Genomic DNA, 16,352 nt, shown 5'->3' with positions numbered 1-16,352 from the left:
GCGTTGTCTGGTTTCTTTTCCATTTTTATCTTTGTGTTCAGTAAGTTGGCGGCGTCGCCATGGTCAAATTGAAGCCGACGCTCCGGTAAATTTTATACCGGTCACGCGCCAACTGTTTTAAAGTTTCATCGATAGGCACGAAGTCTATCACTTCATGGAAAGCCGTTGCAAAATCTGCGAATTGGCTTTGTAAATTAATCAGGATATCGCGAGGTGTATTGCCGCGTTTATTTGGCCAGCAAATTTCGATCGGCGAACCATAACGAGGACCTTCCCCCGCCAAATTGTGAGGTACAAACTGGTGAGGATCCCGTTGCCAAAGCGCCTCATCCATTTTTTCAGCTTGCAGCTGATCCTCACAGGCAATCAGAACGCGTTTTCCGTTGCGCCATGCCTCTGCAGCAAGTTCACAAGCGAGCCATTCGTGGGCTTCATATTCCGCTTGTGGGGAGGGCTGTTGGAGTTGGTAGAATGTACCTTTTTTCATATACCCGTCTGTACCCGTCATACTTCAATTTGTAGGGGTGTTGGCTGCGCTCTTTCGCCTCGGTCACATACTTATGTATGCTCCCAAGGTCTCAATCACTTGCCGCCTACCTACAAACTGAATTATTTAGGGTATAACCGTAAATTGTCATACTTCAATTTGTAGGGGTGTTGGCTACGCTTTTTCGCCTCGGTCACATACTTATGTATGCTCCCAAGGTCTCAATCACTTGCCGCTTACCTACAAACTGAATTATCTAGGGTATAACCGTAAACTGTCATACTTCAATTTGTAGGGGTGTTGGCTGCGCTCTCTCGCCTCGGTCACATACTTATGTATGCTCCCAAGGTCTCAGCAAGATTAAATCTGCGCTGAATTATACTCGTTTTTACCACAGCCTCAAAATGGTGTGGCGAGTGTGACCTAACTGCTTGTTGCTTAAAAACAATATCCCGAATCGCAGAACCTGCTCATCGGGATATTATAATAACAACTTAATCAATGGCGATGTTTAATCGTAATTGAAATTACTCGTCACCATTTAAGCCAGCGCGGTTCAGTAAGAACTGAGCTAACATAGAAACCGGACGACCGGTTGCTCCTTTAGCTTTTCCTGAACGCCATGCAGTACCTGCGATATCCAAGTGCGCCCAGTTATATTTACCTGTAAAGCGTGCTAAGAAGCAGCCTGCGGTAATAGCACCACCCGGACGACCACCCGTGTTCGCTAAATCAGCAAAGTTAGAGCTGATTTGCTCATAGTATTCGTCAGCTAACGGTAAACGCCAAGCACGGTCGCCAGCTTGCTCTGAAGCATTTAACAGCTCGTGAGCCAGTGGGTTGTGGTTGGACATTAAACCAGTGTAGTGGCTACCTAAAGCAATCACACATGCGCCTGTTAATGTGGCGATATCGATAACCAGTTCTGGATCGAAACGCTCAACGTAAGTCAGGGTATCACACAGGACTAAACGACCTTCCGCATCCGTGTTTAACACTTCGACAGTTTGACCAGACATAGTGGTTAGGACATCACCAGGACGATATGCGTGCCCACCCGGCATGTTTTCACAGCCAGCCAGTACGCCGACGACGTTAATTGGCAGTTGCAGATCAGTGATAAAGCGCATGACACCGTAAACGGTCGCGGCACCGCACATGTCGTATTTCATCTCATCCATACCATCAGCAGGCTTGATGGAAATACCGCCTGAGTCGAAGGTTAAACCTTTACCGACCAGTACAATTGGTTTGCACTCTGGATCTGGGTTGCCTTTGTACTCCATGATGGACATCAGAGATTCGTTCTGAGAACCTTGACCCACTGCTAAGTACGCGTTCATGCCCAGCTCTTTCATTTGCTCTTCGCCGATCACGCGAGTAGTCAGTTTGCTGTCAGAAATGTCTGCCAGTTGGCGAGCTTGTGATGCTAAATAGCCAGCGTTACAGATATTTGGTGGCATGTTACCCAAATCTTTAGCCGCTTTAACGCCAGAGGCGATAGCTAAACCGTGGGCGATAGCACGCTCACCGCTGGTCAGTTCACGGCGTGTTGGTACATTGAAGACCAGTTTACGCAGTGGACGGCGGTGTTCAGTTTTGTTGCTTTTCAGCTGGTCGAAGACATACAGGGATTCTTTCGCTGTCTCAACGGCTTGGCGAACTTTCCAGTAGTTGTTGCGACCTTTTACATGTAACTCAGTCAAGAAACAAACGGCTTCCATTGAGCCAGTTTCATTCAGAGTACTAATAGTTTTCTGAATGATTTGTTTAAATTGACGCTCATCGAGTTCACGTTCTTTACCGCAACCGATCAGTAAAATACGCTCAGATAGAACGTTAGGCACATGATGCAGCAGCAAGGATTGACCTACTTTACCTTCAAGCTCACCGCGGCGCAGCAGGGCGCTGATATATCCGTCACTAATTTTGTCCAGCTGTTCAGCGATAGGGGACAGACGGCGTGGTTCAAAGACTCCGACAACGATGCAAGCGCTACGTTGTTTTTCCGGGCTACCACTTTTTACACTAAACTCCATGCGTTCTCCTGAATCTTAAAGACAAAGGTCGATGCTCCAGTTAAAATTAGCCTTTCGCATGATCTGGCTTATAGAGAATGAACTCTTTGTGTTAAATTGAGCAAATACCTAGTTTCGCTTATATTAAGCATATTCCGATATAGCACTTAGTATAGATAATGCTTTTATATCATTCTAGCCAAACAATAAACCAGAGTATATTTTAGTAAATGGCTGTCATAGAACGAACTTAGCCATTTTCATCCCAAAAGACAAGTTTTCACAGGCGTAATAAGCGTGATCATTATTCGATATTTGGTTCGGGAAACCCTGAAAAGCCAGCTGGCGATACTTTTTGTCCTGCTGCTTATCTTTTTTAGTCAAAAGTCCATCGACATCTTAGGTGCCGCTGTTCAGGGGAATATTCCTTCGAATTTAGTTCTTCCATTATTAGGATTGGGTGTGCCGGAGATGGCGCAACTTATCTTACCTTTGAGCCTATTCCTTGGGCTATTGATGACTTACAGCAAATTGTACACAGAAAGCGAAATTACTGTGATGCATGCCTGCGGCCTAGGTAAAAGTGTGCTTGTGAAAGCGGCGCTGGTACTTGCTGCATTAACTGCCTTAGTCGCCGTTGCCAATATTACTTGGATGTTGCCTTGGTCATCTCAGTATCAAGAACAAGTTTTGGCAGATGCAAAAGCCAACCCCGGTTTAGCGGCGATGGTGGAAGGGCAGTTTAAAACCACCAAAGATGGCAACTTTGTGTTGTACATCGGCGAAGTCAAAGGCAATGATTTTAAAAATGTTTTCTTAGCTCAGTTGCGTACAGCCAATGAGCAGCGTCCTTCCGTTGTGGTCGCGGATAGCGGTTATATGAAAGAAGACGAATATGGTCGCCAGATGGTGGTGCTAGACCAAGGTACTCGCTACGAAGGCACGGCAATGCTGAGAGATTTCCGCATCACCGACTTCGTAAATTACCAAGCCGTTGTTGACCATAAAGCCACAGATGTCAGTACGGATAAAGTGGAACAAAAAACCATGATGCAGCTGTGGAATGAGAGCAATCCTGAGGTCAATGCTGAATTCCACTGGCGCCTAACCATTGTGTTCTCCGTGGTCGTGATGGCGTTGATGGTGGTTCCTCTGAGTGAAGTGAACCCGCGTCAAGGGCGTGTGCTCAGTATGATCCCTGCGATGCTGCTGTATCTGATTTTCTTCTTATTACAAAGTACGTTACGTAATAGCGCAGACAAGGGGGATGTCGACCCTAAATATGCGATGTGGGCGGTTAACTTCGGTTACTTGCTATTAGCAGTGATACTGAATTTATGGGATACCGTACCAATGCGCAAAGTGCGTGCTAAGTTGACCAGAGGGGTTGCCTGATGTTTGGTGTTTTAGATAGGTATATCGGTCGAACCATCCTCAATTCGATTTTGATGACGCTGTTTTTGTTGGTTTCGCTTTCAGGGATCATCAAGTTTGTCGAGCAACTTCGCAAAGTGGGTGACGGTGATTACACAGCAATGAGCGCAGGGGTTTTTACCTTATTAACTGTTCCCAAAGATATCGATATTTTCTTCCCAATGGCGGCATTATTGGGCGCATTGCTGGGGTTAGGCGCGTTAGCTTCCCGCAGTGAGCTGGTGGTGATGCAAGCGTCGGGTTTTACCCGTTTGCAAATTGCGATGTCTGTGATGAAAACAGCGATTCCATTGGTTATCGTTACGATGGTCATGGGGGAGTGGATTGCACCTGCAGGCGAGCAGTGGGCGCGTAACTATCGTGCAGAAAAAATTGTTGGTAGCTCTTTGGTGGTTACGGATTCAGGCATGTGGGCGAAAGATGCCCATGACTTTATCTATATCCAACGTATTAAAGATGCGAGCACCATCCAAGATGTTTCTGTTTATCGCTTCGATGACCATCGCAAATTACAGTCTGTGATGTTTGCCGCACGCGGAACTTATGATGCGGATAAAAAGCTGTGGGTGTTATCCCAAGTTCAAGAATCTATCTTGGGTAGCCAGCAAAAAATTACGGGTTCACAGCGTTTAACTTATGATTGGAAAACCAATTTAACCCCAGAGAAATTAGGTATCGTTTCTCTGAATGCGGATTCGCTTTCGATTCGCGGTCTGTATCAGTACATCACCTATTTGAAAGAGAGTGGGCAAGTTGCTTCGGTTTATCAGCTGAGTATGTGGCAAAAAATCCTAGCGCCACTTTCTGCGGCAGTCATGATGTTGATGGCGGTTTCCTTTATCTTCGGACCTCTGCGTACGGTTCCAATGGGTGTGCGTGTGATTTCAGGGATTGTGGGCGGCTTCTTGTTTTACATCTTAAACCAAGGCTTTGGTAACTGGAGTTTGGTCTATTCCATTCCGCCAGTACTTGCGGCAGCGCTGCCGAGTGTCTTGTTCTTGGGCGTGAGTATCTTCTTGTTAGTTAAACGAAAATAGCCCATTCCCTTTAAATTGAAAAAGGCTGTAGAATCGAATGATTTTACAGCCTTTTTTATTGCTGATGGCAACTCTCCACTTCAAGAACACACTCATTTTCTGCTGAAGATAAAATTACCGAAATTACTCAGCATCGATTGAATTTTTCCTTGTGGCTTAAATAATACTTGCTGGATCCTTTTTTGTTTCGTCTGAGATGTATATTCACCGATAATGCCAATCACATTTTTTCCACTCTTGTTGGCAATCTGTTGTGCATAAGAGAAAGCACCGCCATTGGCACTGTATGATTTTTCAATCATGTAAGCATTTTTCCAGGTTGCTTGCCTGGTTGCTTGAATGAATGAATGATTGCTTTGCTTCGTTTATGGTATCTGTGAGTAACTTTTTATACTCAGCCGTTGCTTCAATGTTCGGATTATCCGCTTTTTCATTAACCAGTCTTGAAAAATCTATTTCGACATAGTCTGGTTTTTTTAGGTTGTGGACAGATTTCTGGATGATTACGTACATTTCTGAGTTGCTGTACTAATTCAGAAATAGTGTTCCTTCCTGATTTTACGGAGCTGGGGCGCACTATGTTATGAGCGAAAAGCGGGATAATTTTCATCTTAGTTCCTTTGCTAATCATAAGTAATAAGGCCTAAGAGTAGCGAAAGGTCATACTAAAATATTGCATAAAAAGCAGACGTCTATCAAAAAAAGCAGTCGTCTAACAAAAATAACAACGAATAAAAAACTGCCTGAAGGGCTCAGGCAGTTGTCACGATAAACGTAAGTACGCGCACAAATCCGCGTTTTAAGGTAGGGGCATAACTCGCCAGTGCATTAATCGCGTCGGCGGTACCCTTTCAATTTTTCCCATACGCATGGTTAGATGATAATGAAGCAACCATATCATTCACACCTGCGGTCAACTTACTGAACTTACTACCATCTTTACGAGTCATCACCACGAATACTGCAATATTTTGCTGTGGGATCATCGCCATATAGGTATTAAATCCGCCGCCGCCGCCGGTTTTCTGGTAGATCCCCGGAATACCGTTTTTAGGCTTCATATACACCCAGCCAAGACCCAGTCCATCAGCATAACCTGCCACGTCCATCCCTTTGGCATCTAACAGCTTTTCACGCGGGAAGAAAATACCTTGTTCGCGGGCTGCGGTTGCTTTACGCAGGTTATTATCCGTGGATAAAAATTGCTGCATCCACTTTTGCATATCTGCCGGAGTAGAATACACACCACCGCTTCCTGCTGCTGCAAGGGTGTTATGGCAAGGGCTTGGCTTGGTGCCTTCCATTAAACGGGCGCACTGACCTTTGCTTGGGGTGTAGGTGGTATCCGTCATTTTCGCCGGAGATGTCACGTATTTGCTGAACAATTGCGGGTATGACTGCCCCGTCGCTTTGACCATCGCATCAGCGAGTAAATCATAGGCGAGGTTGGAATAAGCGGCTTCAGTACCCGGTGTAAAATCGAGTTTACCGGTTTTCAGCCATGTCCAACGGTTCTCTTGAGTTGGCCAAATAAAGACAGGGCGACCCCATTTTCCACCCGGTTGTTCACGAGGCAAGCCACTGGTATGGCTCGCTAAATGATACAGTCGGATAGGTTGCCCGCTGTTGTTATCAGGCACGGTAACACCGTTGTAGCTGTATTGCTGTAGCGGGTCGGTGATCGCTAATTTTTTATCTTGCTCCAGCTTAATTAAGATTTCGCTGGTCATTAATTTGCTAACAGAAGCGATGCGGATCAGGGAGTTAGGTCCCGGTTTTTGTCCATTACCCGGTGCGGTTTCACCATAATAGCGAGCGAGAGTTTGGTTGTTATCAATGACGATAATCGCCATGCCTCGGGCATCGCTTTCGTTATAAATTCGATTGGCATACATATCGACGATTTTGGTGACACGCTCGTAAGTTCTTCTATCGCCTTCGAATATTTGCCACTCGGAGTTACCTGCAAGCATGCCACTTGGTGAGCTTTGCGCGGTTTTTTCTGTCGTTGAGGAACAGGCCATCAATGCCGCAGACAGTGCGGATACCGACAAAATTTTAAGAAACGTTTTCTTCATGTTTGAAGCCAGCCGATATGATTGTTTATAAAAGACTTTTCAGCCAATATTTATTTTTTCTTTGAGAAAATTTTCATGACGACACCAATTAAGATGCCAATAACCAGACCAGTGGCTATCCATCCAACAAAGCCCATAAAATATGCCTTTATAATTTTACATAAGAGTGCGGATAAACTAACAAAAATTATGCTTTGTCGCCAGTCACCGAAGGGTTAAGACAATGAAAATACTCTTAGGAAAATTAGCATAGATATTCAAATGTTGTTGAACATAACAGGGGATATTGCGCTTTTTATGGAAAGATTTTTTCAGGTGCTTTTTTTTTAATCGAACAACCTGATTGTTCAAGATAAATGTTGCCAGTCAGCATAAGGCAAGTATAATGGCACCGTTTTCCAAGAAACACATCACTTCGTGCCGGAGTGGCGGAATTGGTAGACGCAGTTGATTCAAAATCAACCGCCTTCGGGTGTGCCGGTTCGAGTCCGGCCTTCGGCACCATAAGAACATCAAGAGACGTCAACTGACGTCTTTTTTTGTATCTAAAATCCAGTATTTGCAAGGCTTCCCCCGCGTTTTCAGTCAATGTATGTCAACTTAACTCAACCCACATCAACCTCCGAGTGAGTATATAACTGAGTATATCTTCGCTTCGATAATGTTTGTATACTCATTATATCTTGAATTACCAATGCTAAAGCAATGCAGGCGCAGCCTTTGGCGTAGATACTTAGTTGTTTATGTAACTCGAAATCATCGACTGTAATCTGAGATATCTCGTTTATATACTCACTCTGGGGTGAAGAGGATAAAGAATATGGCATTAACCGATACAAAAGTTCGTGCAGCTAAACCTGAAGATAAAGCTTATACACTGACAGACAGTGATGGCTTGTTTCTTTATATTCACCCCAATGGTTCTAAATATTGGCGTTTCCGTTTTCGCTTTGGCGGTAAACAACACTTGATGGCTTTTGGTGTATACCCTGAAATTTCTTTAGCGGATGCAAGAGAAAGAAGGGATGCTGCCAGAAAGCAAGTCGCTTTAGGTATCGATCCTCGCGAGCTCAAGAAAGAATTAAAGGAAGAACAGCAAAAGGAATTTAACACCTTTGAGAAGGTAGCTCGTGATTGGCACGCGACCAATAAAAAGTGGTCAGAAGGGCATAGCCATCGAGTCCTTAAAAGCCTTGAGGACAATATCTTTGCTGCTATTGGTAAACGCAATATTGCCGAACTAAACACTCGTGATCTCCTTGAACCGATTAAAGCCGTAGAGATGTCTGGACGTCTTGAGGTTGCAGCACGTTTACAACAACGTGTGACAGCCATAATGCGTTATGCCGTACAAAGCGGTTTAATCGACTATAACCCAGCGCAAGACATGGCGGGTGCAGTTGCGACAGGTAAACGAGTCCACAGAGCCGCTTTAGAGCTTAAACGTCTACCCGAGTTCTTACAACGTATCGATGATTATAAGGGAAGACCTTTAACTAAACTTGCTGTCAAACTTACCTTGTTAGTTTTTATTCGTTCCAGTGAATTGCGCTTTGCTCGCTGGGATGAAATCGATTTTGATAATGCCATGTGGACGATCCCTGCTGAACGCGAAGCGATAGAAGGGGTTAAGCACTCTCATCGTGGATCAAAAATGCGTACTCCTCACTTAGTCCCTTTAAGCCGACAAGCCATTGAGATCTTAAAACAGATCTATCAATTCAGTGGCAACCACGAACTGATCTTTATCGGCGATCACAATCCTAGAAAACCAATGAGTGAAAACACAGTTAACAACGCGTTACGTGTGATGGGCTATGACACTAAGACGGAAGTCTGTGGACATGGTTTCAGAACGATGGCTTGTAGCTCGTTGATTGAGTCAGGGCTATGGTCGAAGGATGCAGTAGAAAGGCAAATGAGCCACCAAGAACGCAATTCAGTAAGAGCTGCTTATATTCATAAGGCTGAGCATATTGAGGAAAGACGACTGATGGTGCAATGGTGGGCTGATTATCTGGATGCGAATAGGGAAAGGGAAATTTCGCCGTTTAGTTTTGCTAAATTAGGCAATGAGATAGTGTGAGGCTTGCAGATACAGTTTTGCATACCTTGCTAGATACTCATCAAAAGCTGGTTAGTCAAGAAAGCGATTTAATTGCTTAGGTATGAAGGAAGGCTAACAGGACACGGTCTCCGCCACGAGATGAGGATTATCGTGAGAAAGGTTTTAACAGCGCTTGGATTGAAACACAGCTGGCGCATAGCAATAAAAATGCGATACGTGGAACCTATAACCATGGCGCAATATTTGGCAGGGAGACGTGAAATGATGCAGTGGTATGCCGACTATATCGATTCATTGCGAAATGGTGGCAATATTGTTCATGGGAATTTTCATCGTCAAAACGCATGATAACTAACCACGATTTATCGTAATACATTTCATTCAATAAAAAAGCTTTATCACTGAAAGCCTCTGTCCTCACGGACAGGGGCTTTTTTGCTTTTTAATCAACCTAAAAGGAAATTATCATGGAAAATTACATTCGTTGCCCGGCCTGCGATTCAACCCGTATTCGTGAACGTCATATCGGGAAAAAGACAGGAGCTGTTGCTGGTGGCGTATCAGGCGCACTAGCTGGAGCGTCTATCGGCTCTGCTGTTCCTATTATAGGGACGATTGCTGGTGCTGCGGTAGGCGCTCTATTTGGACGTTTAGTAGCTGGAGCTACTGCTGGGGCTGTGAGTGGTTCAGCTTTAGATGGCGTGGTATTTGATCGTTATGAATGTATCGAGTGTGAATACACGTTTGATTGATAGCCATAAGTTAACGGAAACCCCTGATGGGGTTTCATCTCTTAGGAGTCTGTGAGTCTGAACTGACCCTAGTTTATTGGACAGGGGCTTTTTTCGTTTTAACCCACGCAAATTGAGATCATGATAGAAAGCATAACATCTTATCGGGATTGTAAGGCAACTCATTATCCTGCTCTAAAACGTCATTAATCATTTTAAAGCGAGTTGTCTGTTTTTCAGCTGATTGGCTTTTTATATCAATATCATCTTCTAAAGGGAAATAGCTCCCTTTATCAAAATATCGCCATTAATTAAACTCAATACATCAATAATAGGACACGAATATGCGCATAACAGCGACGGCTTCCCCATGCCTAAAATCGGGGATGATTTCTGTTTTTATTACGAATTTAGGTAAATATAACGAAGGTGAACTGGTTGGTGAGTGGCTTGAGCTTCCTGCAACCTTAAAAGAGATCGAACACTGTTTAATGCGGATTGGCATTGATGGTATTCAGTATGAAGAGTATTTCTTGACGGACTATGAATCTTCAATTGATGGCCTTTCTTCTTACATTTCAGAATATAGCCTTTTAGATGAGTTGAACGAGTTAGCCTCGCGATTAGCCATGTTATCGCCTGATGAAATTGACCTTTATCAGGCGGCAATTGAAATCGGTTCTTCAGCGAGTTCAATTCATGATTTAATTCATTTAGCGGATAATTTAGATTCTTTCCAGCAATTAGCGGGGGTCAATAATGAATATGATTTAGGTTATTACTGGATAGAAGAAAGTGGTTGTTATGATTTAGCCCAACTGGGTCATTTATCCCATTACTTTGACTATGAACGCTATGGACGTGATGTTTGTCTTGAACAAGGCGGCATTTTTCACAGTGGAGGATATGTTTATCATACGGGTGAGTAGATAGGACAACAACATGAGAGTCAAACCGCTTTCATCTCTTAAGGCGGGAAATAAAGAATGCTGTGGTACCCCAATGATATCCATAAGCTAGAACGTTAATCAAACTAAACTCTATTTTAAGCCATCTTTACGGATATCCGTGAAGATGGCTATTATAGTATCCTTTTTTTAATGATTTTCAGGCGCGCTAGCAATAAGTTTTCGGACACGTTAGAAAGGTTGTAAATAGAGGCTGATAGCGACAAATATAGACATTAAATCCTAACAAATCCTAACGTTTTTCTAATACCTAGATCCTAAGTTTTCCTAAGGTAAATTGCGCATTCAATGCTAAGTTTTACTATCCACTTAGTATTATGATTAGATAGCTGATAACTTCAGTATATGTTGGGAGTAACTGTAATGATAAAACTAGTTTGAGAATAGAAATGCTAATAAATAAATTAAAAAATAAAAATGAGTCACCAGAAGACATTATAGAGAATTTGATATATGCCTATCAAAACTCAAGAGAAACATATGTTGAAAACAAGAGAGTGTTTCGTGGGCGTAGTCATTCTGTCTCGGGTATTTTTGAAGATCTATTTGCTGATTATTTATCAAAAAATTTACCTGATAGTAATCAATATTTCGTAGACCAGCAATTGTTTTCATCAGCAGCAAATATACGATTTTTCCCAGACATATTAATTATGAATGATAAAATAAGTCGCGATATCGTAGACTTAAAGCTTGATTTTGGATGGTCTAGAAATGATGTTTTTTCATTTTGTGATACGTGGAATAAAAAAATAGATAAGTTAAAAGGAACGAGTTTCACTTTCAATGATGGGATAACTAAAGAAAAAAAGAATGGTTTTTTTCTGATAATTTAAAATATCATGTAGTAGTTTCGACAAAATTAAATAATGGAAGTAATTTTATTGAAATAAAAGATAAAGTGACAAAAAATTTGGAACATGTTGAGTTATATATACTCACTGATAAGGTACACCCGAATGATTACAATAGCACCGCCGAAGAACGGGTGAAAAATATACATATATGCATGAGTGAGTTTTCAAGGTTAATGAATAATTTATCATAATAATATAATTCTTTTAACTGTGTAGAAGTGATGGTTTTGATAATGTTTTTTCATTAAAGTGCCTTCTTTAGATTAATTTATAGGATGATCTAAAAAGGCACTTATATAGAAAGTAGGATGGTTTTTGTAACTATATATTTAAACTAACATCTCTAATTTTTTAATGTATTCAACTTTGTATTTCTCTACTTCTGACGATAATTCAGTGTAGTCAGAAATTGTATTCGTCTTACGCTCTATCTGTAATTTTAAAGCATCTAATTGCTCATTAATGTCTTTTGTTAACTCAGTCTCCAATGATTTACCTGCCTCAATTAACTTATTCATTATTTCATCAAATTGTTTTTTAAATTCACTACGAATCCGAACAAAAATAAGTTGCAAACCTGATATTAATTGGTTTTGCAATTCACTGATTTTATCCTTCTGTGTAATTTCACCCGAAAATTCTCCAACGATCAGTTTAGTAATGTTTCCAAGATCTATAGAAAATAATGGCAGTGTTAATTTTTCTATAAAGTCTTCAATCATAGAGCGGAATAACAATGGATTGAAATCACTGCTCTTTGTATCAAGCTCGCTGAGCAATGTTTGACGAAGTTCTTGTTTAATTATGGTGGGTGAGATTAATCGGCTGAATGCAGATTCGATTTGCATAGAACAATCTGCTGCATATTGATTCAGTTGTTCAATTGCATCACTGGCGTTGACATAATGATATGCTACGCTCCGTGTGCTGTGAACAGTTTCTGAGCTTCCCCATGAGAAAGGGTTATACCAACGAGAAGTACTAATTTCATAACTGTATGATTCTAAACGACTGCCCGTTCGTGATGTTAGTTTTGAAAAATTAAGCTGATCCTGCTGAAGTTGTGTTAGCAATGCTTGTGCATCTTTACGAGCTGATTCCCGTGTTTTATTCAGTGTCTCACGGAGGACTACGCTGATGGCAGTTGTTCTTTGTAAATAGGATGTTTCTGTATTTTTGATGTCAGTAATATCATTTGACTGAATAATTTTGATCCGTTCGTTAATATTCAATTGTAGCACTTCAAGGGCGCTGATAATTGCACGATAACCATCAGGTAACATACTTTTATATTGCTCTTCAAGGAGTGAATTTCTATCCGTTTTTGCCTGTTCATAAGTTTGCTTTAATACTGAAAAATTGGCAATACGTAACCAATCTTCCTGCGTAAAGGCATAATCCCATTCATCTTCAGCCAATTCCTGTAACTGTTGGTGTACATGCAACATCGTTTTTGACCAATTAGCTTGTGGCCATTGTGCAAAGCCATAGGCAAATGTGCTTGCAAAGATGGGTTTTGAGAAGCTACTTTCAATCAACTTTTGTTGTGATTCTGGTCCACATTTTATTGCTGTAATCTCACTACCTTTTGTTATTGCCTGACGAGTTAGCCGTTTGATCAAGTTTTGCTCTGTTTCGATGAGAGAGCCACGATCTGCACCATCATCTAAAATAGCAGAATCATATTGTCCGCCAACGAGCACTAGGCGTTTGACCCCCTTATTGGGTAACTGATTACTGAGCAAATCATAGTCTGATTTATCGAGGAACTGACTACACCGTGATAGGAAAAAAACTACATCACAGTTAGACATGTACTCACGAGTTTGCTGAGTACGGCTTTGAACAGGATCATTCATACCTGGGGTATCTACGACTTCAAATCCCTTTAGAGCAGTATCAGGTAATGTAATCCCAGTGCTTTTTACCAAAGCAGTATAATTGCCGTCATTGCCAGTGTAAGCGTTTAGCAAACCTTGTAATCCATTGAGGTCGATACTTTCAAAAGTGTCCCTTTCTTGTGCCAAACAACGGATTATTTCATCTTTTCTGAGGCGTTCAGACATAGCGACAAGCTCTCTTGCAACAATTGCACTGACGGACTGATCTGGGCTATTAGCTTGTCGACATAGTTCGTTCCATTCTTCTTCAGAATAGTACTCGACGGTCAGTGTATATTTTTTACCATAGCTAATTTTTGTCAGGTTTGCTGTTTTGGGCGTAGCAGCTTCTGGGAGTATTGGTTTTCCGCCGAAAAGCAAAGCGTTAAGAAAACTACTTTTCCCTGCTTTAACCTGCCCCATAATACCGATACTCAGTAGTTGTTGCTCCTGTTGCAAACGCTTTTGTTTGGCAGTGAGTGTGTTTATGGCATCTATCAGTGCACTATGAGCGGTATTAAAATCTTGAATTGATTTGTTAAATTTCATCATAAATTTTGGCATCCTTCCCAATTTGATATTTCTGCATATTTAGCTTTTTGACTACGACTAGTCCAGCCACTTTGCTTGACCGATTCATCATTGAGTACTGATGTGCCCCATTGACTGCAATTATAATAAACAGTTGTATTAACAGATGAATTTATCATAAGACCAGAATTTGAATCATAATCCTGACAGTTAGGTAGAGCATAAACGGAAACAGGTGTATCGAACGAACATTCTGAAAAAACACCTCTCTCTGAGTAAGTTATATAGATCCCTCCAGGCTCATTCCATGCTTTTTTATAGACTGAGTGACAATTTTGAAAATAGACTTTATCGAAAGATTTATGTAATGGTTTTTTAGCGAAAATTGCACCACCCAACTTAGCAGTGCAATTTTTAAATAAGCTAGATTTAAAAATAATACCTGATTGATAATTTACAGCACCACCAAGCAACTCCGGATGGCCACATTGTTTAAATGAGCATTCCTCTATTAAGCCAGTAGTCTTTCCTTCATCAAAATAAAATGTTCTTGCGTTCATTGTTAAAAAAGCGGTATTTTTTATATTAATGGACTGTGTATTTATAGATTCATATACAGTAATGGTATTTTCTTTTCTATATTCACCATGTATATAGCAATCATCAATTTTTAGTTCACAGTGTAATAATTTATTTATGGGGTTTAATAATATTGAGCCTGATATATGAAAATTACTGTTGCTGATATTGAGATTACAGTTATCACCATAAACAATCAGCGTATTATTCCAAGTGATATCATTATTTTTTACTTCAATGGATTCACTTAATCTCCAAAATCCCCCTTCTATTTTATGAAGGTTATCTTCTGTAATATCATTAAGATAAAACTCATGCCAAACATTATTAAGAAGTAGATTTAATATGGTTTCTGATTTGTTATTTTTATCAATCAGATTATTTTCAAGTATCATTCGGCTAAAAGATATAACATCATCAACCAACTCTTGTTCTGCATTCAGCACGTTTAATATTCTATTTAATATCGATTTTTGCTCGGCTGATAATTTTCCTGATAGCTGAGAAAAGACTAGAATATCCAATAAAAAAATATCCAGTATTTTATGCTGTTCTATCAAATTAATGAATACTGAAATATCTTCTTCACTGTAATGTAATGCTTGTTCTAAAATATCGCTAATTGCCTGTTCTTGGTTTAATGAAGGCAACCAAAATTCATAAAGTCTTTTTTGCTCAGCACTTATACTACCGTTTAGTAATAGAAATGCAGCATGAAATTTCAGGTAACTTTCTTTTTCAGATGAATTTAATTTATCTGCTAGCACATGAATTCTAAACGCAGGTTGGCGTTTTTCAATCAGGTTATCTAAAGAATTAATCCAAGTTTTGTAGTTAGACATTATAAATAAACCTTTTGCTAAATAATAATTGGGTGATATTTAAACTGTATCTCGCTGTAGAGATCATTTAGAGTAATCGCTGTAATATAACCACTGAAAGTAGATGAAATCTTATCATTCTTATTATTCTTATTTATGGCTATCACTTCACCTGAATGAATAATATTACCTCTATTTACGATTAACTTAAATTCAGAAGACCTATTTATAGGCCATAAGAAAAGATCGGAAGAATTTTTCGTTCTTATTTGTATTGTTATTAAAGCTTCATCTTTTAAAAAAAATATTTCCTACTGAAAATTCAGTCCATGAAGATTGAGATAGAGAGTTAATAATACTGTTTTTTTCAATAAATACTTTTTCTTCATTGCTAATGCCAAGTACAGATTGAGTTGCTTTTATAATATTATTGAAATCTTTTTTATCGATATTTAATATGTTAATAATCTCATTGATTATTTCTTTTTGAGCATGATTAATCTCTCCAGATATATAGCAAAAAACTAAGGTATCAAGAATGAAATGAATAAATAAATTATCTTTCTCGATAATATTAATTGCTATTTTTAAGTCTTCTGGTGAAAAGTTTGATGCGCTTTGAAGAAGCTCGCTGAGCGATGTATTATCACTTATTGAAGGTAGCCAAAATTTATAAAGTCGTCGCTGTTCATCAGTAATCACACCGTCAGCTAATAATACTGCCGCATGAAAAATAGTATATATTTGGCACTCATCTTCAGACAATTGTTTTTTTGCGAAGTGTGTATTAAACGGTAATTGTTTTTCTTCATGTATTTCACTAAATGTATCTATCCACATTTGTAAATTTTTCATTCCAATAC

Annotated in this window: 13 protein-coding genes, 1 tRNA gene and 1 pseudogene; 8 read left to right on the top strand and 7 right to left on the bottom strand. The window is 40.3% G+C overall.

Translation table 11 applies throughout. The features are described 5' to 3' along the window. Window positions 1–37 precede the first annotated feature (37 nt). Both ACIH2S_RS17580 and pepA read right to left on the bottom strand, forming a co-directional pair. Entirely contained in the window at window positions 38–487 is a 450-nt protein-coding gene (locus ACIH2S_RS17580; protein ID WP_036949276.1) for a DNA polymerase III subunit chi, read from the bottom strand. A 527-nt stretch (window positions 488–1,014) separates the two neighbouring features. Next, complete coding sequence (gene pepA, locus ACIH2S_RS17575; RefSeq protein WP_036949149.1) at window positions 1,015–2,526, bottom strand: leucyl aminopeptidase; 1,512 nt, start codon at window positions 2,524–2,526, stop codon at window positions 1,015–1,017. A 276-nt stretch (window positions 2,527–2,802) separates the two neighbouring features. Here pepA and lptF point away from each other — a divergent pair, with 276 nt between their 5' ends. Both lptF and lptG read left to right on the top strand, forming a co-directional pair. Continuing rightward, window positions 2,803–3,900 (top strand): LPS export ABC transporter permease LptF, encoded by a 1,098-nt coding sequence (gene lptF / locus ACIH2S_RS17570; protein ID WP_108478846.1) that lies wholly within the window; start codon window positions 2,803–2,805, stop codon window positions 3,898–3,900. Further along, window positions 3,900–4,976 carry an LPS export ABC transporter permease LptG gene (lptG, locus tag ACIH2S_RS17565; RefSeq protein WP_108478847.1) on the top strand — a complete coding sequence of 359 codons (1,077 nt, stop codon included), beginning with the start codon at window positions 3,900–3,902 and terminating at the stop codon, window positions 4,974–4,976. Before lptF ends, lptG begins: the two co-directional genes overlap by 1 nt. A 92-nt stretch (window positions 4,977–5,068) precedes the next feature. Here lptG and ACIH2S_RS17560 read toward each other — a convergent pair whose 3' ends face one another. Both ACIH2S_RS17560 and ampH read right to left on the bottom strand, forming a co-directional pair. Continuing rightward, complete coding sequence (locus ACIH2S_RS17560; protein ID WP_430247818.1) at window positions 5,069–5,278, bottom strand: hypothetical protein; 210 nt, start codon at window positions 5,276–5,278, stop codon at window positions 5,069–5,071. 549 nt (window positions 5,279–5,827) lie between these two features. Then, window positions 5,828–7,054, bottom strand: a complete 1,227-nt coding sequence (gene ampH, locus ACIH2S_RS17555) for a D-alanyl-D-alanine-carboxypeptidase/endopeptidase AmpH (RefSeq protein ID WP_154602992.1) — start codon at window positions 7,052–7,054, stop codon at window positions 5,828–5,830. Window positions 7,055–7,473: 419 nt separating this feature from the next. Here ampH and ACIH2S_RS17550 point away from each other — a divergent pair. The 6 genes and pseudogenes from ACIH2S_RS17550 to ACIH2S_RS17525 all read left to right on the top strand — a co-directional run bounded on the left by ACIH2S_RS17550 (window position 7,474) and on the right by ACIH2S_RS17525 (window position 11,657). Then, window positions 7,474–7,558 (top strand) — tRNA-Leu (locus ACIH2S_RS17550). Between the two features lie 316 nt (window positions 7,559–7,874). Beyond that, a complete protein-coding gene (locus ACIH2S_RS17545; RefSeq protein WP_004915968.1) occupies window positions 7,875–9,140 on the top strand; it encodes a tyrosine-type recombinase/integrase in 1,266 nt (421 codons plus the stop codon). An 81-nt stretch (window positions 9,141–9,221) separates the two neighbouring features. Continuing rightward, window positions 9,222–9,470: pseudogene (locus ACIH2S_RS17540) on the top strand (tyrosine-type recombinase/integrase); the annotation flags it as partial. A 119-nt stretch (window positions 9,471–9,589) separates the two neighbouring features. Then, window positions 9,590–9,874, top strand: coding sequence for a hypothetical protein (locus ACIH2S_RS17535; RefSeq protein ID WP_430247817.1), 285 nt, complete (start codon window positions 9,590–9,592; stop codon window positions 9,872–9,874). A gap of 323 nt (window positions 9,875–10,197) precedes the next feature. Continuing rightward, on the top strand, window positions 10,198–10,782 hold the full coding sequence (locus ACIH2S_RS17530) for an antirestriction protein ArdA (RefSeq protein ID WP_430247816.1): 585 nt from the start codon (window positions 10,198–10,200) through the stop codon (window positions 10,780–10,782). Window positions 10,783–11,210: 428 nt separating this feature from the next. Next, on the top strand, window positions 11,211–11,657 hold the full coding sequence (locus ACIH2S_RS17525; RefSeq protein ID WP_430247814.1) for a hypothetical protein: 447 nt from the start codon (window positions 11,211–11,213) through the stop codon (window positions 11,655–11,657). A 350-nt stretch (window positions 11,658–12,007) separates the two neighbouring features. On the opposite strand, the gene ACIH2S_RS17520 is transcribed toward ACIH2S_RS17525, so the two are convergent. From ACIH2S_RS17520 to ACIH2S_RS17510, 3 genes are all read right to left on the bottom strand, one after another. Next, window positions 12,008–14,110 carry a dynamin family protein gene (locus ACIH2S_RS17520; RefSeq protein WP_430247813.1) on the bottom strand — a complete coding sequence of 701 codons (2,103 nt, stop codon included), beginning with the start codon at window positions 14,108–14,110 and terminating at the stop codon, window positions 12,008–12,010. Beyond that, on the bottom strand, window positions 14,107–15,510 hold the full coding sequence (locus ACIH2S_RS17515; protein WP_430247812.1) for a hypothetical protein: 1,404 nt from the start codon (window positions 15,508–15,510) through the stop codon (window positions 14,107–14,109). Before ACIH2S_RS17515 ends, ACIH2S_RS17520 begins: the two co-directional genes overlap by 4 nt. 267 nt (window positions 15,511–15,777) lie before the next feature. Then, window positions 15,778–16,344 carry a hypothetical protein gene (locus ACIH2S_RS17510; RefSeq protein ID WP_430247810.1) on the bottom strand — a complete coding sequence of 189 codons (567 nt, stop codon included), beginning with the start codon at window positions 16,342–16,344 and terminating at the stop codon, window positions 15,778–15,780. Between the last annotated feature and the right edge of the window lie 8 nt (window positions 16,345–16,352).

Origin of the sequence: Providencia lanzhouensis (assembly GCF_050469745.1) — a bacterium.
Lineage (GTDB): Bacteria > Pseudomonadota > Gammaproteobacteria > Enterobacterales > Enterobacteriaceae > Providencia > Providencia lanzhouensis.
This window is presented reverse-complemented; position numbering and strand designations above follow the sequence as displayed.

Excerpts from the sequence above, each read along its gene's own strand:
- ACIH2S_RS17580 (WP_036949276.1), bottom strand. The coding sequence starts at position 487 with ATGAAAAAAGGTACATTCTACCAACTCCAACAGCCCTCCCCACAAGCG.
- pepA (WP_036949149.1), bottom strand. The coding sequence starts at position 2,526 with ATGGAGTTTAGTGTAAAAAGTGGTAGCCCGGAAAAACAACGTAGCGCT.
- lptG (WP_108478847.1), top strand. The coding sequence starts at position 3,900 with ATGTTTGGTGTTTTAGATAGGTATATCGGTCGAACCATCCTCAATTCG.
- ACIH2S_RS17560 (WP_430247818.1), bottom strand. The coding sequence starts at position 5,278 with ATGATTGAAAAATCATACAGTGCCAATGGCGGTGCTTTCTCTTATGCA.
- ampH (WP_154602992.1), bottom strand. The coding sequence starts at position 7,054 with ATGAAGAAAACGTTTCTTAAAATTTTGTCGGTATCCGCACTGTCTGCG.
- ACIH2S_RS17545 (WP_004915968.1), top strand. The coding sequence starts at position 7,875 with ATGGCATTAACCGATACAAAAGTTCGTGCAGCTAAACCTGAAGATAAA.
- ACIH2S_RS17535 (WP_430247817.1), top strand. The coding sequence starts at position 9,590 with ATGGAAAATTACATTCGTTGCCCGGCCTGCGATTCAACCCGTATTCGT.
- ACIH2S_RS17530 (WP_430247816.1), top strand. The coding sequence starts at position 10,198 with ATGCGCATAACAGCGACGGCTTCCCCATGCCTAAAATCGGGGATGATT.
- ACIH2S_RS17525 (WP_430247814.1), top strand. The coding sequence starts at position 11,211 with ATGCTAATAAATAAATTAAAAAATAAAAATGAGTCACCAGAAGACATT.
- ACIH2S_RS17520 (WP_430247813.1), bottom strand. The coding sequence starts at position 14,110 with ATGATGAAATTTAACAAATCAATTCAAGATTTTAATACCGCTCATAGT.
- ACIH2S_RS17515 (WP_430247812.1), bottom strand. The coding sequence starts at position 15,510 with ATGTCTAACTACAAAACTTGGATTAATTCTTTAGATAACCTGATTGAA.
- ACIH2S_RS17510 (WP_430247810.1), bottom strand. The coding sequence starts at position 16,344 with ATGAAAAATTTACAAATGTGGATAGATACATTTAGTGAAATACATGAA.